Origin of the sequence: Candidatus Defluviibacterium haderslevense, from assembly GCA_016712225.1 — a bacterium.
Taxonomy (GTDB): Bacteria; Bacteroidota; Bacteroidia; order Chitinophagales; family Saprospiraceae; genus Vicinibacter; species Vicinibacter haderslevensis.
In genome coordinates this window covers 3,241,421-3,262,582 of sequence record JADJRL010000003.1, presented here as the reverse complement: position 1 = coordinate 3,262,582, position 21,162 = coordinate 3,241,421, and the positions used below count along the sequence as shown (strand labels likewise).

Annotated in this window: 17 protein-coding genes; 7 read left to right on the top strand and 10 right to left on the bottom strand. The window is 32.3% G+C overall.

Annotated elements, in window-relative coordinates:
- Positions 1-131 precede the first annotated feature (131 nt).
- From IPK88_12710 to IPK88_12695, 4 genes are all read left to right on the top strand, one after another.
- Positions 132-977 (top strand): GntR family transcriptional regulator, encoded by an 846-nt coding sequence (locus IPK88_12710; GenBank protein MBK8244281.1) that lies wholly within the window; start codon positions 132-134, stop codon positions 975-977.
- Between the two features lie 163 nt (positions 978-1,140).
- Positions 1,141-2,481: a DEAD/DEAH box helicase gene (locus IPK88_12705; protein ID MBK8244280.1), complete on the top strand. Its 1,341-nt coding sequence runs from the start codon at positions 1,141-1,143 to the stop codon at positions 2,479-2,481.
- On the top strand, positions 2,478-3,035 hold the full coding sequence (locus IPK88_12700) for a DUF1415 domain-containing protein (protein MBK8244279.1): 558 nt from the start codon (positions 2,478-2,480) through the stop codon (positions 3,033-3,035). Before IPK88_12705 ends, IPK88_12700 begins: the two co-directional genes overlap by 4 nt.
- 16 nt (positions 3,036-3,051) lie before the next feature.
- Complete coding sequence (locus IPK88_12695; protein MBK8244278.1) at positions 3,052-4,257, top strand: TIGR03862 family flavoprotein; 1,206 nt, start codon at positions 3,052-3,054, stop codon at positions 4,255-4,257.
- Between the two features lie 26 nt (positions 4,258-4,283).
- Here IPK88_12695 and IPK88_12690 read toward each other — a convergent pair whose 3' ends face one another.
- From IPK88_12690 to IPK88_12680, 3 genes are all read right to left on the bottom strand, one after another.
- Positions 4,284-4,760, bottom strand: coding sequence for a nucleoside triphosphate pyrophosphohydrolase family protein (locus IPK88_12690; GenBank protein MBK8244277.1), 477 nt, complete (start codon positions 4,758-4,760; stop codon positions 4,284-4,286).
- 91 nt (positions 4,761-4,851) lie between these two features.
- Positions 4,852-5,400 carry an RsmD family RNA methyltransferase gene (locus tag IPK88_12685; GenBank protein ID MBK8244276.1) on the bottom strand — a complete coding sequence of 183 codons (549 nt, stop codon included), beginning with the start codon at positions 5,398-5,400 and terminating at the stop codon, positions 4,852-4,854.
- An 11-nt stretch (positions 5,401-5,411) separates the two neighbouring features.
- A complete protein-coding gene (locus tag IPK88_12680; GenBank protein ID MBK8244275.1) occupies positions 5,412-6,038 on the bottom strand; it encodes a DUF3822 family protein in 627 nt (208 codons plus the stop codon).
- A 78-nt stretch (positions 6,039-6,116) separates the two neighbouring features.
- On the opposite strand from IPK88_12680, the gene tsaD reads away from it, so the two are divergent.
- On the top strand, positions 6,117-7,136 hold the full coding sequence (gene tsaD, locus IPK88_12675; protein ID MBK8244274.1) for a tRNA (adenosine(37)-N6)-threonylcarbamoyltransferase complex transferase subunit TsaD: 1,020 nt from the start codon (positions 6,117-6,119) through the stop codon (positions 7,134-7,136).
- On the opposite strand, the gene IPK88_12670 is transcribed toward tsaD, so the two are convergent.
- The 3 genes from IPK88_12670 to folP are packed head-to-tail and all read right to left on the bottom strand — an operon-like array spanning position 7,114 to position 15,230.
- A complete protein-coding gene (locus tag IPK88_12670; GenBank protein ID MBK8244273.1) occupies positions 7,114-9,540 on the bottom strand; it encodes a Smr/MutS family protein in 2,427 nt (808 codons plus the stop codon). The two genes, tsaD and IPK88_12670, sit on opposite strands and share 23 nt — an antisense overlap.
- Positions 9,512-14,323, bottom strand: a complete 4,812-nt coding sequence (locus tag IPK88_12665) for a translocation/assembly module TamB domain-containing protein (GenBank protein ID MBK8244272.1) — start codon at positions 14,321-14,323, stop codon at positions 9,512-9,514. The genes IPK88_12670 and IPK88_12665 overlap by 29 nt, the downstream gene beginning before the upstream one ends.
- 49 nt (positions 14,324-14,372) lie before the next feature.
- Complete coding sequence (gene folP / locus IPK88_12660) at positions 14,373-15,230, bottom strand: dihydropteroate synthase (GenBank protein MBK8244271.1); 858 nt, start codon at positions 15,228-15,230, stop codon at positions 14,373-14,375.
- 423 nt (positions 15,231-15,653) lie between these two features.
- Here folP and IPK88_12655 point away from each other — a divergent pair, with 423 nt between their 5' ends.
- Positions 15,654-16,784 carry a peptidoglycan DD-metalloendopeptidase family protein gene (locus tag IPK88_12655; GenBank protein ID MBK8244270.1) on the top strand — a complete coding sequence of 377 codons (1,131 nt, stop codon included), beginning with the start codon at positions 15,654-15,656 and terminating at the stop codon, positions 16,782-16,784.
- A 4-nt stretch (positions 16,785-16,788) separates the two neighbouring features.
- On the opposite strand, the gene IPK88_12650 is transcribed toward IPK88_12655, so the two are convergent.
- From IPK88_12650 to IPK88_12635, 4 genes are all read right to left on the bottom strand, one after another.
- Positions 16,789-17,862, bottom strand: coding sequence for a sensor histidine kinase (locus tag IPK88_12650; protein ID MBK8244269.1), 1,074 nt, complete (start codon positions 17,860-17,862; stop codon positions 16,789-16,791).
- Positions 17,840-18,526, bottom strand: coding sequence for a response regulator transcription factor (locus tag IPK88_12645; protein MBK8244268.1), 687 nt, complete (start codon positions 18,524-18,526; stop codon positions 17,840-17,842). The genes IPK88_12650 and IPK88_12645 overlap by 23 nt, the downstream gene beginning before the upstream one ends.
- A 61-nt stretch (positions 18,527-18,587) precedes the next feature.
- Positions 18,588-18,929, bottom strand: coding sequence for a DUF4296 domain-containing protein (locus IPK88_12640; GenBank protein MBK8244267.1), 342 nt, complete (start codon positions 18,927-18,929; stop codon positions 18,588-18,590).
- Entirely contained in the window at positions 18,929-19,423 is a 495-nt protein-coding gene (locus IPK88_12635) for a histidine phosphatase family protein (GenBank protein MBK8244266.1), read from the bottom strand. The genes IPK88_12640 and IPK88_12635 overlap by 1 nt, the downstream gene beginning before the upstream one ends.
- Before the next feature lie 68 nt (positions 19,424-19,491).
- On the opposite strand from IPK88_12635, the gene IPK88_12630 reads away from it, so the two are divergent.
- Positions 19,492-21,159 (top strand): hypothetical protein, encoded by a 1,668-nt coding sequence (locus IPK88_12630; GenBank protein ID MBK8244265.1) that lies wholly within the window; start codon positions 19,492-19,494, stop codon positions 21,157-21,159.
- The last annotated feature ends 3 nt before the right edge of the window (positions 21,160-21,162 follow it).

Here is a 21,162-nt window from a genome sequence, read left to right as displayed (position 1 = left end):
TGTCCAAATAAAATAAATCCCAATTCAGCTATGATTCATAAGACATATAAACTTAACAAAAAGTTTACAATATAATAATTATTAGATTTCAAAGAAATTCTTTAATATCTTTGTACGTTGAAAATATTTGAATGTTAACTATTGGAATACATCATACCTTACAGGTACTTCGAAAGACAACTGTTGGTTTATACCTTGGAAACGGAATTGACGAAGTATTATTACCCAATAAATACGTTCCCAATTCCATTGAATTAGGGGCATCAATCCGGGTATTTGTATATTTGGATTCAAGTGAACGTGTCATTGCTACTACTTTAGAACCTTTAATTAAATTAAATACGTTCGCATTGCTCAAAGTAGCACAAACCAATGATATTGGAGCCTTTTTATACTGGGGATTGGAAAAACACTTATTTGTTCCCTTTAATGAACAAGCTACTAAAATGATTGAAGGGCAAGATTATGTGGTCTATTGCTATTTAGATGAACTCACAGATCGACTAATCGCGTCAAGTAAAATTAATAAATTTACATCCAATCAGGAATTGACTGTTAAAAAGTTTGATGAAGTGGATCTTCTGGTCACTCATATTTCTGATATCGGCGTGAATGTCATTATTAATCAATGTCACAGGGGATTAATATATCATGATGAACTCTTTCAGCCCTTACACATTGGTGAACAGTTGAAAGGCACTATAAAATTAATTCGTCCGGATCATAAAATTGACGTTTCCATACAAGCAATAGGCTATAAAAATATTGAGCCAAATGCAAAATTCTTACTTGAATGTCTAAACCAACAAAATGGTTTTATCGGATTACATGACAATAGTCCTGCCGAAGAAATACATGCAGCACTTAATATGAGTAAAAAGAATTTTAAAAAAGCAGTAGGCTCATTATTCAAACAAAAAGTTATATTACTTAAAGAAAATGGAATTCAATTAATTACTAAAGAGACCAATAATTAAAGCCAAAAATAAAATTTTGTTTTAAATAATAAATTAAATAAATATCAACTTCAGTTCAAAAGAAATTATTGAATTAGCGACAAAGCCCAATCTCATATAAATCGCTTTTATTCATTATTACAATTTCAATTAAGAAAACCAACAAAATATTTTTATAACATATATGAACACGTTTGAAGAATTAAATTTAAATCAGTCTTTAAGAAAAGCTTTAAACGACTTGGGCTATACGGTTCCAACAAGCATTCAATCTAAGGCTTTTTCAGTAGTGATGTCCGGAAGTGATGTAATAGGAATCGCACAAACAGGTACCGGTAAAACCCTAGCCTATTTATTACCTTGTCTTCGACTTTGGAATTTCACAAAGGATATACATCCTCAAATACTTATTATTGTACCTACCAGAGAACTGGTCGCACAAGTAGAACAAGAAATACAAAAATTAAGTACTTATATGACCATAAGAATCTGTGGAGTCTACGGAGGTACTAATATTAAAAATCAAGCTAAAATAATTCAGGAAGGTATTGACATTATTGTTGGAACACCAGGCAGATTATTGGATTTAGTATTAAATGGCCATTTGAAATTAAAATCTATAAAAAGATTAATCATAGATGAAGTGGATGAAATGTTGGATTTAGGTTTTCGACCACAACTGATTCGGGTATTTGATTTATTACCTAATAAGCGACAAAATCTTATGTTCTCGGCTACACTAACCTATGATGTAGAACAATTAATTCTTACCTACTTTTCGAACACTATAAAAATTGAAGCAGCTCCTTCCGGTACTCCTCTAGAAAAAATCATTTTACAAGGATACAAGGTGCCTAATTTCAATACAAAAATAAATGTACTAGAGTATTTATTGAAAAAAGAAGAATTTAAGAAAACACTCATTTTCACAAGAACAAAAGCTTTGGCAGACCAGGTTTTTGAAAAATTAAATCTTTTGTTTCCTAATCAAATTGGCATTATCCATTCTAATAAAGAACAAAATTATCGTTTTAAATCAGTAGAAGATTTTAAACAAGGAATTACGACTGCATTAATTGCTACTGACATCATTGCCCGTGGTATTGATATAGAAGGGGTTTCACACGTTATCAACTTTGATATACCCGATTTGCCTGAACTCTATATCCACAGAATTGGTCGAACAGGAAGGGCCGACAAAGATGGTATTGCCATCAGTTTTATTACAGAAAAAGATGAACCATTGCACGATGAAATAGAAACATTTATTCAAAAAGCAGTAAGGATAATTCCGCTTCCTGAAGTTATCAATATTTCAGATATTCTAACAGATGATGAGCTACCAAATACCGGCACACGAGAAATACAAATTAAAAGACCCAAAATAGATTTAACTTCATCCGCATTCCATGAAAAATCTGATAAAAACAAAAAAACAAATCACAAAATCAGAAGGAACGAAAAAATGATGAAAAAATATGGTAAACCCATAACCCGAGGTCAAAAGAAAAAGAAATCCTCATGATAAATCAAGAACAAACGATCATTAATCAAACTATAAACTGGATCAAACAGGTGGTTATTGGTTGCAACTTTTGTCCCTTTGCCGCCAAGGCATTGAGTATAAAAAATAATATACGATTCAATGTAGTATTTGCGAATAATAATGTTTCAATAGATGAACTTATTTTATCTGAACTTAAATACCTCAGTGAACATGAAGATATTGAAACGAGTTTTACATTATTCCCGGATTCTTATGAATCATTTGAAGACTTTTTAGATTTCGTAGAAGAATCTGAAATCATTTTAGAAGAAGAAGGATATGAAGGCATCATACAAATAGCAAGTTTTCATCCACAATATTGCTTTGAAGGTTCTAATGACGAAGATCCTGCGAATTATACCAATAGATCAATATATCCTATGTTACATTTCTTACGTGAAGATAGTATTGAAAAAATACGACTTCATTATGATGATCTGGAATCAATACCTGAAAGAAACATCCAATATGCCCAAGAAAAAGGTTTGAATTATATGTCATTGCTTCGTGCAGCTTGTATACAACAATCATAAGTACAGGAATTGATTCATGAAAAAATCAATTGCAATTATTGGAGGAGGTGCAGCCGGATTAATGTTAGCATCATGCCTGGATGAATCTCAGTTTGATATTACAATTTATGAGCAAAATAATACATTAGGAAGAAAATTTTTAGTAGCCGGAGATGGTGGACTCAATTTGACCCATTCAGAATCGTTAGCATCCTTCCTTACAAAATATCATCCTAACGGTTTTATGGATGAATGCATCTCTGCTTTTCCAAATTCTTCATTAGTACAATGGCTCCAAGAACTTGGCATAGAAACATATATTGGAAGCAGTGCAAGGATTTTTCCTCAAAGGGGAATAAAACCTATACAGGTACTCATGACCATCATAGAGCATATCAAATCAAAAAATATATCCATACAATGTAATCACACATGGATGAGTTGGAATGAAGACATGCAATTGGTTTTTCAAACTAAAGTGCAACAGCTAGTCCTTACATTTGATATCATTATCTTTAGCTTAGGTGGTGCAAGTTGGAAGAAAACAGGCTCCAATGGGTTGTGGTCAAAACGATTTGAAGAGAAAAATATTAAAATAATTCCATTTCAAGCTTCGAATTGTGCCTTTGGAATTCACTGGCCTGCTGATTTTTTAAAAATAGCTGAAGGTCAATCACTCAAAAATATTGCAATACATTGTGAACAAAAATCCATTAAGGGGGAACTGATGATTACCAAGTTTGGATTGGAGGGCGGTGCTATTTATGCTTTAAGTCAAGAGATTCGAAATCAATTAAATACTCATGACGAAGCTAAAATATATATTGACCTGAAACCCCAATTACCTTTTGATCAGATTGAATGGTCTTTAAAACATAGGGGTAATCAATCCATCCAAAAAATATTGATCACAAAAATAAAATGTAGTTCTGAAAGCATTGCGCTATTAAAAAATACTTTATCTAAAGAAGAATTTATTAATCCAACCCTACTCGCTCATAGCATAAAACATTTACCTCTGACTATTTATGCATTAGCTCCTATAGATGAAGCCATTTCTACTGTAGGTGGTGTCGCATTGAATGAAGTCACTTCAAATTTTGAATTAAAAAAATTAAGCCATCATTATGTTATAGGAGAAATGCTGGATTGGGATGCACCAACCGGAGGATATTTATTACAGGCATCTTTGAGTATGGGATATTTCTTAGCTCAACATTTAAATGCTACAGAAAAAAAATAAATCATTCCTATTTTAAAACACAAAAACTATAGTATACTTCTCAAATCAGCAGGACTATAGGTTACAGATTTGAGCACCTTTCCGTCTTCCTTTCGGTAAACTAAAAATTGATCTTCCTTTATCCTAATTTCAGAATTCATTTGCTTTTCATCAAAATATTTTTTCTGTGTGGTTTCGGCAATCTCCATTGTTGCACATGCTTTACTCATATTTGATCGTTGTACTTCATCAAATAATTGTTTAAATTTATGCGCTAAACCAAATTCAAGAATGGCCCCGGATAATACATACTGTAAATCACAAAAAGCATCTGCTGCTTCAACAATATCATTATTCTCAATAGCTTCCTTCAATTCCTCTAATTCTTCTGAAAGTAAGGCAATTCTCAATTTACATCGCTCTATATCCGGAATACCAGGTGTATCCAAAATGGGCATATCAAATAATTGGTGAAATTGAGCCACATCACTTAATGCTTCAGGTTCTTCAAATTTAATTTTCATTGTTGTGCATTTAAAAAAAATGTTCTTGAATTTCAATATAACTAAAAATAAATATCTCGATATTGGTTATCATTTAACCGAATCATAAAATTTAATTTTGTTTCTTTTTAAAAAAAGAAAAATGAGTCTGACCGTAATTACGTACATCTAATAAGTTACCATGATTTTTAAAATCGTGACTGGGATCATGTTCTAAAACGAATAAGCCATCATCATCCAGAATATTCGATTCAAACACCACATCTGGTATCCCGTCTAACTGAACTAAACCATATGGCGGACCAGCAAAAATATAATCAAATTTCCGGTGACAAGTTTTGACGAACATCAAATAATCTGAATGAACAATTTTGAGTGAAGTTGATATTCCAAATTCAATAGCTTTTTGGTGTACAAATAATGTCGCAGGTTTAAATTTATCTACATAGGTTACATCGGTGCAACCTCTAGAAATAAATTCATAGGAATGAGCACCAGTTCCACCGAATAAGTCCAGCATTCGCACGGATTCAAAATCCAATTTATTTTGTAAAATATTGAATAAAGCGGTACGAGACATATCTGTTGTAGGCCTTGTAGGCCAATTGTTTGCAGGAGGATAAAAAGTTCTTCCTCGTAATGTTCCACCAGATATTCTCATTGAATTAGAACTTAAGACTCAATTAAGGATTTAAAAATTAGACTTTTATCCATTTCCAAATGTCTAAAGTAAACTGAAAATAAATCGTATATTTTTGATTCTGTATCAATTTCACCCATGAACACGATACGTCCCACCTCTCTATCTATATTTAAATGTAAATACAATTGAGTTATGTAATAGAGTAGTTCTTCAGCTTGATCAAATTCAAAAATATTGTAAAACAAATAATCATTCAGACGTTTTGTCATTACTATAGCATGATTGTGCAATAATAAAATAAACGTACATGTTTGATCATTACAAATGACATGTGAGGTCAATTCATTTATAAATGATGCAGCATGGTGGCCTTGTCTAAAAAAATTAATAAATGCTTTGTTTATAATATAGGAAACTTGATAGTTAGATTGATCTTTAAAATCATGAATAACCTGCTCATTGGGGTAAACCGGAAAATATTGCTCTATACGATCGTTAGTATGGTTTTTAGGAAATAAAACAAACTTCCTTGAGATGGAAAGGTACTTTGAGGACTTTATCAAATCCATATTTTGAACTGAATCTAAGGGTTCAATCTTCACATGACCATCCTGATTTAATAAATGTACTTCCCTTTGATTTATAAGTCCTAACATGAAATGATAATCAATTATATCTAATAATACTTCTAATAAAGCTATTTTTGTGCAAGTTTAAGTCTTTTTTTCAAAATCATGGCAGATATTTTACTAGGGATCGAATCTTCATGTGATGACACTTCAATGTCTGTAATCAAAGACGGAATGATCCTTTCAAATGTGACTTTTAGTCAATCCATCCATGCCAAATATGGCGGAGTGGTGCCAGAATGGGCCTCCAGAATGCATATGGAAGCTATGATCCCATTGACTAAGGAAACTTTACAAAAATCAGGATGCCAGCTCCAAGATCTCAAAGGTATTGCTGTAACAAAAGGCCCGGGTCTGATTGGTTCTCTTATTGTAGGTATTAGTTTTGCTAAAAGTTTGGCTTTAAGTTTGAATATACCGCTGATTGAAGTCAATCATCTTGAAGCACATGTGCTCTCGTTATTAATTGAAGAGCCAAAACCTACCTTTCCATTTCTTTGCCTAACCGTCTCTGGGGGCCATACCCAATTGGTTTATGTATCAGGTTATAACCAGATGGAATTAATTGGTCAATCCTTGGATGATGCAGCCGGAGAAGCTTTTGATAAAACGGGTAAATTATTGGGTTTATCCTACCCTTCAGGTCCGGTTATAGATCGTCTGGCAAAATCCGGCAATCCAGTTTTTACCTTCCCGATTTCAAAAATGAAAGATTTCAATTATAGTTTTTCAGGTTTAAAAACTTCGGTTCTTTATTTTTTACAAAAACAATTGAAAGAAGACCCATCATTTATTGAAAAAAATCTTAACGATTTATGTGCTTCCATTCAGCATACGATTATTGAAATTTTAGCCTTTAAACTGATCGCAGCTGCAAATCATTACAAGACAAAAAACATTGGTGTTGCAGGTGGTGTATCTGCTAATTCCGGCCTAAGAAATAAATTAAAAGAATTAGCATTAAAATATCATTGGAATACCTTTGTTCCATCGCTACAATATTGTACAGATAATGCAGCTATGATAGCACTTGCAGGTTACTACAAATTTTTAGATAAGAAATTCGCAGCTGATGACTTTGGACCATTAGCCCGATTTCCAATTAGCGAAGTTCCACAATCGTAATCCCATCACCACCCTGATCACTTGAAGGGTGAAATAATTTTTTCACATAATTTTGGCCGCGCAATGTCCTTGCCACTGTTTCTTTAAGTATTCCACTCCCCTTTCCATGAAGGATATTTACTGCATTTACATTAGCCAACAAGGCCTTATCAATAAAGGATTCCAATGACAATTGCGCTTCTTGAATTTTCATACCGCGCATATCCAACGTTGCATTAAAAGGCTCATTAGTACGAATTGTATTGGTTGTTATAGCCTGTGCTTTTTGAATATCAATGACTGATTTGAGTTTAATAATTTCTTTAAGTTTCAGCTTAAAAGTCATGTGTTCAGTTATTACTGTTAGTTTGTCGTTATCAATAGCAACAACTTTTCCAATCATTCCATTTAGAATTAACTTTACCGCATCACCAATTACTATAGGCGTGTCTTTTTTATTCTGTTCGTGAATTTGAATTTCTTGATTCAATTGATAAAACTCTTCAGTATTCTTTTTGTACTCCGCCTTTTCTTTCTCTACTTTATCACGCAATTTTATTTCGTCTTGTTCCTTCCTGAGTTCTTTAGAATATCGATCCAATTCCTTCAACTTCAAAGCAGCGTGCTGAATTGAAGATTGTTTTTCCTCCAGACGTAATTTAAGTTTTTTTACATCCAGTTGTCGTTGCATATCCTGATAGGATTTGATCAATTTATCAAGACCTATTTTTTTAGTATTGTATTCTGCAATTTCTTTTTGTAACACACTGGATTCCTGATCTAGTTTGGCCAACAATTGTTCGAAGCTTACGGTTTGATTTCCCACTCTTTGTTTAGCATAGGCTATAATATGAGCAGGTAAATTATTTTTTTCAGCAATTTCAAAAGCATATGAACTTCCTGGCCTACCTACTTGCAGTTGGTAGGTTGGACTTAGATTTTTTTCATCAAAAATCATGGCACCATTGACCAATCCACTATGTTTGTGTGCAAAGGTTTTTAGGTTGGTATAATGCGTATTAATAACTCCAAAAACATGTTTCTTATTGAGTGCAAATAATAAAGATTCTGCGATGGCACCGCCCATATGTGGTTCCGTTCCACTACCGAATTCATCAATTAAAACAAGTGAATCCCTTGAAGCATGCGCTTCAAAATCCCTCATATTGGCAAGCTTAGCACTATAGGTACTTAAAGCATCATCCATGGATTGATGATCGCCTATATCAGCACATATTACTTTAAATAAATTAAACACTGAACCTTTGGCGACCGGAACTAAAAATCCAGATTGAACCATTAATTGCAACAATCCAAGAGACTTCAAAATTACAGACTTTCCTCCTGCATTAGGTCCGGAAAGTATGAGTATTCTATTTTTTTCATTGAGATACAATGAAAAGGGTACTAACTTTCTATTTAATTCTTTCAATTTCAAAAACAACAATGGATGTTTTCCATCTTTTATGGACATCTGATATTCTTGTGATAATTCTGGCTTTAATCCATCAATTGACATTGAAAATTTCACCTTAGCCAACCAGCAATCCCAGTTCACTAAATTAACATAATCCATACCCAATTCTTCCGCATAGGGATGCATTAATTTACAAAGGTCGGAAAGAATTTTTTGGATTTCTTTACGTTCTTCGGACTCTAAATCAAAGATGTCATTATTTAATTCAACCAACTCCTGAGGTTCCAAAAATACTGTTTTGCCGGATTCAGATTCATCATGTATAATCCCCTTAATCTGTCTTCTATATTCTGATAACACACGCAATACAAGTCGTCCATTTCTAATACTTTCCTCTCCTTCTGCCAAATATCCAGATTGTCTGTATTGGGTTACATGTTTTTTGAAGGTTTTATAAATTTCATTTTGCTTACTTTTTAATTGCTGCCTAATAGACAACAATGCTGGGGAAGCATGATCATGAATTTTTCCTTCACGGTCAATAATTTTATACAACCTATCCAAAATAAAATTCAGATCGTGAAATTTAAGCAACTCATCTTGCAAAATATGATATCCATGTTGTAATGGAGCCTTCAATATCTCACGAATATTTCTAATATTTTGCAATAAACTTTTAATTCGCAACATAGCCTCTATGTCAAGAATATAATTCTCTATCCCAAGCAATTTAACATCAGCAATAATCGATTCAAATCCCAACAATTGTATGGTTGATTGCTTCAATAATAATCTTAACTGATCGGCACGATTCAACCAATAATTGATTTCATCATATTGGGTACTGATCTCAGTATTTAAGATCATATTTTGTCCATCAACAGAGACTGCATATTGAGCAGCTAATTGAATGACTTCTTTATAATCTAAATCATCCAAAATCGTAGCTGGCAAAAGCTTACAAAGCCCTACTTCTTGTTTATAATTTTTTATTTTTTCTGTTGTCACGTTGATTTTTAATTCCGTTTTTAAAATCACCCAAAGAATCGAACTCCTTCCTATAAGTAATACCTGAACCAACTTTGTGTTTAACTCCTTCAATGGAATCAACACCCTTATAATAAACTCTTAATTTCAAGCCCGGAATAGGAGTATTCCATTCGATTACCGTTTCCGGATTAAAATAATTTGATTTTAATGTTGTTGGCGCTGAATTATAATTACCGCCTAAGGTCACGGCTAATTTATCATCCCATAATCTACTTTGAAAATTAACCGCAACATCATTACCTGTGGATTGAGTTAAGCTTGTGGCATCAGCTTGATCATAAAGTACATTAACATCAATACCACTAATAAAATCAACACCTTCAAAAGCTTCTGACAGTAGACTCGAAACAAACACAGAAAGTTGATTGGACAAAAACTCACTCATAGTGTTTATAGTTGTTTTACCAATAGAACCAACTCCCACATCTTTAGCACCTATAAAAGTTCTTAGCGCTACGAGTGCGGCCACCTGCTGGTTAAGTTCATCAGGATTTTGCTCTAGTTCACGCACTTTATTTTCGCTTAAATTTTTTAAGGTTCCAGTTAATTCCGGAAATCCTAAACGAAAATTAATGTCAGGTTTTAACAAGGAACCTGTCAATATCATTGTTAAATCTACCTTAGTTCTTCTTCTGGCTTCTTCTCTTTGAACATCTGTAGTTAAATACTCCTGAAGCAGTATAGAGGGACTAACATTCAGACCTTCATAACTCGCTTCCAAATTAATATCAGCATCTAAAGGATCTCCTGACCAAAGAATAGTTCCCCCGCGTTTCAGTTTAAATGGTTTGTTTACAAAATTAAATAAAGTAAACAGGTATTGACCCTGGACGACTTCATAATTACCTTTTATCGTAAATGTATTGTCTCTGAGAGCAGCTATTTGTAAATTGCCACGCCCATTACTCCGCAAAATATCACCAGTCAATTCATCAAAAACTATAGAGATTTCTGCTTCTTCTGTAATCTCGATATTCATTTTCACGCTTAAGCCTTTAATGGATTGATTAACTTTAGTAGCAATGAATTCGTTTGCATTTTTGTGTTTAAATCGAACGAATTTGGTATCACCAGCATCCTGATCATAACGCATAGGGATGACCAACTTACTACCTTTCTTTGACTTGCCTATGATGTTCATATCCATACTCCATGTCGGCCCTTTGAAGGTACTTACAAAATCTAATATCCCATATCCATAAAAATAAATATTGTCCCCCTTCTTTGTATTCAATACCAATGCCTGATTAGCGGTCAATTCAACATCCATAAAAAATCGCTTAAAATTCTCATGGCGGATGGTACCATTTACAGCAATTGGATTTTTTAATTCATCATAGATTGTTGTATTTTTAAATACAAATTCGTCCTCTTTAAAAATTACTTCTTCCTTATCAAAAGTGTATTCCGTATTTAAATAATTAATTTTAGTAGATCCTCTCTGAGCCTCTAATACGCCATTACTGGTCAAGATTCTATCCTTAAAGTCAAGCGACATATTTCCTTGCAAAGTCCCTTTTGTTTTACTTATACTGGTCATGAAATTTTCTAAAAATGAAATCGGAAAACCTGAAGTTTTAAAATCAAAATGAAAGTCAAATTTAGGCAATGTGTAATTCGAAACCAAAGGTAGATTCAAAGTGCCCTGACCGGTTAAATAACACTCTTTATAATTGTTTTCAATCGTAATTTCAAGTGGCTTATAAGGATCCTTTAATTCAAATGCTAAATTAATCCTTCCATAATTATTTGCATTAATACGATAATTAGAAATTGAAATTTGCCCTGTAATATCCTTCAAGGTTTTTAAACTGGGAACAATAATTTCTGAATTAAAGAAGCCTTCCATTCGTACACTTTTATTGTATATGAACGTATTAAGAAATGAAAGATTAAAGTTTTCAGCTATCAATTTAATACCTGATTGATTGATATCTTCCACTCGAATAGATCTAATGGTATCACTTACTTCGAAATTTGTAATTTTAAAACCTTTTTCGAAAAGATCTAGTTTAGCTTCTGGATTCACAAACCATTGTAAACCCTGAATCATTAGCGCATTTCGATCCATATATACCAATTTATGGTCACTAAAAAAATCAATAATAAAACCGAGATCATAGGCAGGTTTGACACCTGTGGAGTCCATGGCAAATAATGTCGTTGATAATTTATTATTCTCAATTTTTGGTGATATGCTTATCGCAGTAAATAATTTATTTTGTTTAAAGTAAATAGATTCAAAATTAAATTGACTATTTAAAACACTATTCTTTGACACAAGATTAATGTTACCATTAACAAACTTGATATCATTTACAATTAATTCAGGTAAATCTCCTTTAATATTTTGCACATTTGCATTTCCATCATGAGTCAATTCAAGATTAACTGTATTCAATTTTATTGGAATGTCAAAAAATAGAAAAATTCTATTAATTGACTTTCCCTGAATGCTGAGATTAAAATCAGCTATAGAATGATCTTCTTCGAAAGGAATTTTAATCGTTGATAACACATCATGATAATTGTGATCAAAATGGGTCATGATTACATTGAATAAACTCTTTAATTTATAATCTCCTAATAAATCCACATGAAGAGGATCTGAATCAATTAGTAAATGAGACTTAGCATCCTTCCTGTTTTGATTTATACTAATTGACCCTAAATTCAAGATTCGATTTTTTGCATAATCATAGATCATGGCCTTTTCCAATTTGATTTCCCCTCTAACTTTATCCAACTCCAAACTCTTAAAGTCAGAAGAAATATCTGCAGAAACAATATAAGACTCTTGGGTCAAATTTAATGCCTTAAGATCCGCTTTGTTGATTTTCATATCAAAAACAAAACTTGGATTATCTTTTAAATTACTCAATTTACCATTAAACACTAAATCCAGATTGGTATCTTTTATTTTGACTTCACCATCTAATAAATTTTGATTTACCTTTCCATTAAAACTTGCGTTTCGATAAATATAATGTCTAAAACTAATGGATTGAAAATTAGCTTCCAAGTCTGCACTCAATTTATCTATAGTTAATCCTGTACCATTTCTAATTTGTGCTCTTAAACTAACTTCCTTCAAGTCCTTAATATTTAATAAAGAACCTAGAGCAAAATGTTCTAAACTTATGGATCCACTGAAAGTTGCCTTTTCTTTTCCAGGTCTTAGATTAAGTCTTAAGTCAGATCTGACATTTCCTAGTTCCGTTTCAAATAAACCATATGAAACAAAATCTTCAAAGTAACCATCAAATGCACCTACAAATTGAAACTTACCTATCTTATTATACAAATCAGGCATTTTTAATCCAGGGATAATAGTAGATATAAAGGGCAAGGAGGTTTTTAATTTATTAATTCTTATATTTAATAATTCATTTCCCTTCTTAGTTAAATTTCTGGAACTAATATCACCTGTAAATTCAAATTCTGATCCTATGTTGGCAGTAAAATCAATAAATTTTAGACCATTTATTTTACCTAACACCCTTCCCGAATAATTTAAAGATTCGTTCCTGTTGGTAATAAAAAATTTATTATTCGTCAAGGCTTTGGAAAAATACTGAATATCTAAAATAGCAATACGCGCATCATGTGCATAATGATCAATATAAATTTTATCATTGAATGATTTGAAATCTGTATATTTGGAATAGCTCAAATATAAGCTATCCCGAATCCAAGAATGATCAGTCTTTAATTCAAATTGTTCAATACTTGCTTTTTTATCATTAACATTGAATTGACCGACACTAAAGGATTGAATATTAAACTGGTTATTAATCTTAGCATTAAAGGTTTTTAATTGTCCTTCAAAATTTAGATCATTAAACAAAAAAGATTCCAATTTTGTGTTTATATGATTAACAAAAAAGTGATTAAAATCAACATAGGGCATTGAAGTATCCAAATCTTCATTGGTCAGGCTTTTATTCAGATAAAAAGCACTTTCCTCAACTTCTGCATGATGACAATATACAATAAATGGATTAGAACAATAGTAAGATGTATCTTGAACTATTGAAATAATCTTCTTTGGTGTTAATGGCTGAACTGCATAATGTTTAATTTCCACAACTGCATGGTTCGCTTTAACATTCTTCAATTCCAAATAATTCGCATTGAAATTTAATTTATTAACCTCTATTTCGCCCGTTGAAACATAATAATGTTCTTTAATTCCGGATCCTTGTCTATCCCTATAGTGGTGGAATGATTTCAACAGGACCGATTGCAAACTAAATTTAAATGGATTAGATGCACTTGATGATTTAGTTTTAGAGATGTGTTTAATAAACCAGTTCAAACTATTATATTCTTCACCTTGATAAGATATTATTTTAAATACGCCTTGATCTAAAATGACATCGCTGATAGACAATTCATTTTTAAATAATGAGCTTAGATCCTTTTTAAAATTTACATTAACCTTGGCTGCATATAATAAAGTATCATGATGATGATCATAAATGATCAAATTTGTAATAACGCCACCATGAAATAAATCAATTTCAACCTGGCCCAATTCGAATTTATTTTGAATTTTTGTACTGAGGTAGACCAATAGTTGATTTTTTGACCAATCCTGAATTCTTGAGGAGCTCAACAAAAAAAAACCAACTATAAAGATTAAGCTTAAAATGAATAATATCAAACCCATACCACGCAGTAGACCTTTGAATCTTCTGAGTATTTGTTGTTGATACTTTTTTTCTTGTTTTTCAAGCATACCTTAGATAACTAAATATTTCTTCTTTTGATTGGTTATTCAGTGGCTATTAACTTAAATTTATCACTTTATGTTTAGTATATTGATTAAAGATGGAAACCGCTTGCTTTGCCGCTTTAACATCATGTACCCTTAATATTTGTGCTCCTTCCATTAATGCCAGCATATGTGCAGCAGTAGTCCCATTTAATGCATCTTCAGGGTCATTATTTGTCTGTTTATATATCATAGATTTTCTGGATATGCCAACCAATATAGGACAGTCAAGTATGCTCAACAGATGTAGGTTTGCTAATAGTTCGAAGTTTTGTGCTAATGATTTACTAAACCCAAATCCCGGATCTACAATAATTTGATAAACACCATGATCTTTAAATTTTTTAATTTGTGCCACAAAAAAACGCATGATTTCAGAACTCAAATTGGTGTAATTTAAATGTTCTGGTTGATTCATCGTTTTTGGAATTCCCCTCATATGCATCATAATATATGGAACTTGGTATGTATTTATGATCTTTGGCATGTCAGGATCAAATTGCCCACCTGAAATATCATTTATCATATGTGCACCATTCAAAATAGCTTGTTCAGCAATTTCAGAACGCATGGTGTCAATGGATAGGATCAAGTTTGGGAATGCAGCTTTAATTTGTTTTATTGCTGGCAATAATAATGACAGTTCTGTTTGTGCATCCGGAATGTTAGAGCCTGGTTTGGATGACATGGCACCCAGATCAATTAAATCAACCCCTTCCTCAATGTAATTATTTACTCGTTCCAATAATTGGTCTAACTGGACAATGCTGGAGTTGTAAAATGAATTGAGACTAAGGTTTATAATTCCCATGACAGCCGGATAATCCAATGACCAAATGGTGGAATTAGAATTAAATAAGCTCTTATTCATGACTGATTTATGCACCTTTTATGATCATATCCAATAGCAAAGTTAGTAAAATTAAAAAACATTGGCATAGCTATTAATATTATTAAAATATTGATTATCTTAAATTTATAAATTATATAATATGTATACTTATAATATACTGTTTTACTTATATTTACAAAATTATTGGTCATAAAATTTGGTATTGCAAATATTTATTGTACCTTCGCATTCGATTTAGTTACCCATTATTATCCAGCAAGCGAGATCTACATGGCGAAAAAACAATTATTTTTCAAACTAATACAGGTTTTCGCCCTAACATGTCTTCTTGTTTTTAATGGAATGTTACTTAAATACATTCTAAATCAAGACTTTTTCACTCTAAGCAAGCATAAACAACAGGCTGAAAGCGCAGAATGCCTGACTTCAAAGGAAAATTTCATGGGTTTTGATTTAAATCATTTTGAAATCAGCAAATCAAAAATCAAAACAGGTCAGCTTTTACCCGAAATTCTATCGGATTACGGCGTTGCTTCCAGTAAAATTAACCAGATCATTGAAAATCTAAATGGGATATTAGATGTAAAATCAATTAAAGCAGGCAATTCTTATGCCATGATTCACTCTAATGTCTGTGTTAGACCAGATTATTTTGTTTATGAGATTAACCAGTATAAATCTCTGTTATGTGACTTGAGTCTGGTGAATTGTCCCATTGTAATCGAAAAAGAGCGTGAATTCAGACGTGAACTGGTCGGAGGAACCATCAAATCATCTTTGTGGAATGCTTTAGAAGAACAAGGCGTTTCACTAGGAATTATTGATCAAATGGAAGATGCACTAGCCACTTCAATGGATTTCCATCAAATTCAATTGGGGAATTCATTCAAACTTATTTTTAATAGGGTTTGGATAGAAGGAGAACCGACTAATGAAGGTGATTTAATAGCTGCTTATTTTAATACAGATAGACATGAGCATTTTGCTTTTAAATATGAAGTCAATAATAAAAAGGACTATTATGATCTAAACGGTCGTCCATTACGTCGATCTTTTCTCCAAGCACCTTTAAGATTTAGCAGAATAAGCTCACCTTTTAATACGAAAAGATTTCACCCGGTATTAAAATATTCCAGACCTCATTTTGGAACTGATTATGCAGCACCGACAGGTACTCCAATTATGTCTGTTGGTGAAGGTGTAGTGACTGCAGCCTCATATACAGGTGGTAACGGGAATTTTGTTAAAATCCGTCATGATAAAACCTATGAAACGCAATATTTACACATGTCCCGATTTGCATCCGGAATTCGACCGGGCACACACGTCAATCAAGGCCAAATCATAGGTTATGTAGGTTCAACCGGATTAGCTACCGGCCCTCATGTATGTTTCAGATTCTGGAAAAATGGTGTACAAGTGGATCACAGAAAGCTTAGTTTCCCTGCAGGATTGCCTTTGCCAGGTTCTATATTGAGTGATTATTTAGCTTTCAAGGATAAAATTATGGCTGAGTTAAATACGATTACTAATGAATCTGCATTAGTAAATTCTACAAATTCCAAGATCTAATTTACTATACCTGTTCTAAAGTAAAACCAAAGGTTGTGCCTTTATCGATGGTACTTCTGACATTTAAGGATTGTCCGTGACTTTCTATGATGTGTTTCACAATGGACAAGCCTAAACCACTTCCACCCTGGATTCTGGATCTGCTTTTATCTACTCTGTAAAAACGATCAAAGACATGTTTCATGTGGTCTTCAGAAATTCCGATACCATTATCTGATACTTCTATTAAAACATTTTTATCTAATTCATAAAAGCTGACTTTGGTGCGCCCGCCTTCAACTCCATATTTGATGGAATTTTGTATCAAATTATTCAGCACTAATCTAATTTGGCCCATATCACCTTTGACAATATGTGGTATATCTGCACCAGATTTAAATGAAAGTTTGATTTGTTTTTTTTCAGCTAATCCTTCCAAATCATCAAATACTTCCTGAACCAAATCCTTAATATTGAATTCTTGGATTTCCAGGATATTGCTTCTAGCTTCCAATCTGGAAATAGACTCAAGATCTTCAATGATGGCCTGAAGTCGATCAGCATTAGCTATTGCTTTTTCTAAAAATTTATGGTTTACTGCCGGATCTTCCAAGCCTCCATTTAATAATGATTGAAGATATCCCTGAATATTAAAAATAGGAGTCTTTAATTCATGTGATACATTCCCAATATATTCTTTGCGATATTCCTCGAGCTCTGTATTTAAAACGATCTCTTTATCTTTTTGGATTAAGTATTCGGATACGTCCTCTTCTACTTGCTGAATGATGTCTATTCCAAAACCGCGCTTTTCTTTGACAAAAGGTTCTTCAGTTTTTGTTCCACGTATCAACTTATAGATGACTTTAATCCTTGATAATAAATATTGATCCAATAAATATTTTAGAATAACCCAACATACAACAAATAAAATTACACCAAATAGATATACATAAAGTACATGACTTAAAACTACTTCTGTAAGGGATAATATGATATAGATTACAGAAAACGTCAAAACGATACATAATGCTGCAACAGATACTAAGGCATTAATATTGCCTCGTTTATATGAACTAGAATTCCAGTTTGTACCCAATACCCTTAATCGTTTTTATATTAATTCCCTTTAATTTTTCACGAATCTTTCGAATGTGAACATCAATGGTTCGTTCTCCCACTAGAATATCTTCACCCCAAACCTTATTTAATATTTCTGCCCTATTAAACACTCTTCCTGGTTTTCCAGCTAATAAATAAAGTAATTGGAATTCCTTTCTAGGCAAATCTACATCTATTTTATTAAAATTAATTGTAAAAGTGATGGGATCTATGGTTAATTGATCTAGTTGTATGATTTTTTGATCTTCAATTTCATTTTTTGCCAACTCTCTACGCAACAGCATATTTATTCTACTGATAAGTACATTAGGCTTGATGGGTTTTGTAATAAAATCATCAGCTCCAAGATCTAACAAATCAGTGTGAGTTAAATCGTCAGTCTTAGCTGTCAAGACTGCAATTTTAATTTGCTTAAACGCTTGAAAAGATTTGACCTTTTGTAAAAAAGATCTGCCATCCATTTCAGGCATCATATAATCTAAAACAATAAGGTCGGGAATAAAATGACTCAATAATTGGAAAGCATCACGACCGTTTAAGGCTGTTTTAACTTCAAATCCTTGCTTCGTTAAGTTATAAGATAAGAATTCTAATGTGTCTTCTTCATCATCGACTATTAGAATTTTATTTGCTTTTTCCATATTTCACCGCAAAGATATTCCAAAGTCAATGCTTTCGATCATTCCTGATGTTACCAAATAATTAATTCTTTTGTTTCAACGAATCAACTTTAATAAGTTTATCTACTTGTTCTACAACTTTATTTTCAATTTGCTCCATTAATTTATCATTTCTGGAATAATACTTTCCTGCTTCATTAAAAATGGAATCTGTCAATCCATATTTGGCAAGGACCTCAAGCTTTTTTACAGCAATCATGGAGTCCTTTAGGTTGCCAGACAATGATTCAAAATAAGCTTCTACAAAATACAAATCAGTCAAGACATTAACCATCATGTCCTCTTGTATTGGCACTTTTTTTTGATCCCTGTTACAAGAAATCACTATTACGAAAAATAAAAAAAATAGGTAAAAATTCTTCATTACAATTCTTTTGGAAAATAATGGTTCAAATATATCAATTTATTCCAACTCAATTCATTCCATAACAGACCTTCGTATTCAAATGCCATTATAGCGCAGGTAGGCACTTCTCCAAGATATGGGTTAGACACCCTTGCAGCAAAATGTTCAATCTTAGGATTATGTCCAAATATGGCAACAGATAGATTATTATTATCTACAGAAGTCAAACAATCCAAATAATCTGTCTCATCGCCATAATACAAAATTTCTTCTTTGCGAATATCCTCAGGTTTTTGTTGAAGAGCTGCAGCAAATACTTCGGCAGTTGTTATTGCTCGATTTGCTGGACTGCTAATCAATTTAACCTGATCTTTAATCAGACCTTTGAATACTTTAGCCATGACCGGAGCATCTTTTAATCCTCTGTCATTTAACGGGCGATCAAAGTCCTTTAATCCTACGTGATTCCAACTAGATTTTGCATGACGAATAATAAATATCTGCCGTTTCATTTTTATATCCAAATTAATGCCTAAATTTAGGGTTTTATTTATAAAAAACATAAGTCTAAGCCGAATTAATGAAAATACAACTAGATAGTATAGAATTTAGTATAACAGAGGAGCGGCTTGGTAAAATAAAGCATTGGATACAAGGAGGCCAAATCAAAAAAGCCATACAGACTTCTAAGGATACCTGGAATTATCATCTCAAAGCAGAAGATATGCTTATCGAATGCGAGATGAGTTATGGTAAAAATAATGTCAAGAAAATAAATTGTGCCTGTGGGCAAGGTAATAGAATCAATCCCTGTATTCATGCGTGGACTTTAGCTTACTGGCATTATATCAATATAGTCCAAGAAAAAAACAAAGCTTCCAATCCGGTAATAAAACTGGAGAGTCGAGCACAAATCATTCAGAAATTATCCATAGTTCCACAAGATGAATTAATCCGATTTATCAATATTAGCCTCAAAATTCATCCAAGCTTAAATGCCTGGGCAAGATTAGCCTTTCTTCATCATGAATCCGAAGAACACATTTATGATTCATACCTCGAAGCATTGGATTATTTTACCATTTCCGGAAAAGACCTCTCTGCATTTTCAAAAGTTAAACATTATAAACAACAATTAGCACTACTCGACACTTTATATGATATCGGTATACAACAATTTATCAATGGAGAAGTGTATTTACCTGTTCAATCCATGTTGGCTGCAGTGATTCAATCTTATAAATGGCTTTTACAATATCAAGATATCAATACGGATAAACTTAAACTAGTTATTCAAAAATTACACCTGGTCCTATTTCAACTCATCAAAGGTATTAAAGCTCCCGATTTGCGAGAAACCATTTACACACTCTTACATACTTCATTGAGTAAAAACAACTATTATATATTATTTGATGAAGAAAATTTATTCCAATTACTTATTTTTTGTTTTCAAGAAAAAAATTATAAAACACGGACGATCCAATTAATAGAAGATAAAATAAATACGGAACCTCATTTTTTTAGGGAAGGTATTACCCCTATTTTGTTTCTAGCTAAACTATTTCCAACGAATGCATTTATAAAAATCATAGACCAATATCAATTATTTGATCGCATTCCTTCACCACATTGGCTTAGCTTAATTCAATATATTAAAGATCGTTCTCAGGTAAAAGAATCGGCTAAATTTTTTGAGTATTTTGTAGCTAAACATCCTTCCATGGATGTTAAACTTTTTGCAGCTGATGCCTATCTCAAATTATTAATAATAGAACAAGAGACGGACAAACTGAATAAATGGTCAAGAATTTATTCATTACAATTTCAACATTTAGCTTTTGGTCAAATATGGATGACCAGTGCGAATCCTGAACCAACAGAAATTCAAAAATATATCGAAGAATGCAATCACCAAGCTACCCATGCAAAACATTATTTGTTGGATTTATTAAATAACACGAACCAAGATCATTTTCTATTTGAAGAATTATCAAAATTGGATCAAATAGAAACCATCATGAAATATGATCACCGATTATTAAATTCCGAGCCTCAAAAAATGATTCAATTGTTTGTTAAACTGACAAAAAATCATTTAAATCAATATGTTGGAGCTCCAGCTTTTCAGTTTATGGATAAAATAAAATCTCACCTTTTAACCCAGGGCTCGAAAGAACATATGAAGATATATACACAAGAAATCAACCAATTGTTTCCCGAACGACAAAGCATTTTAAATCAATAATTA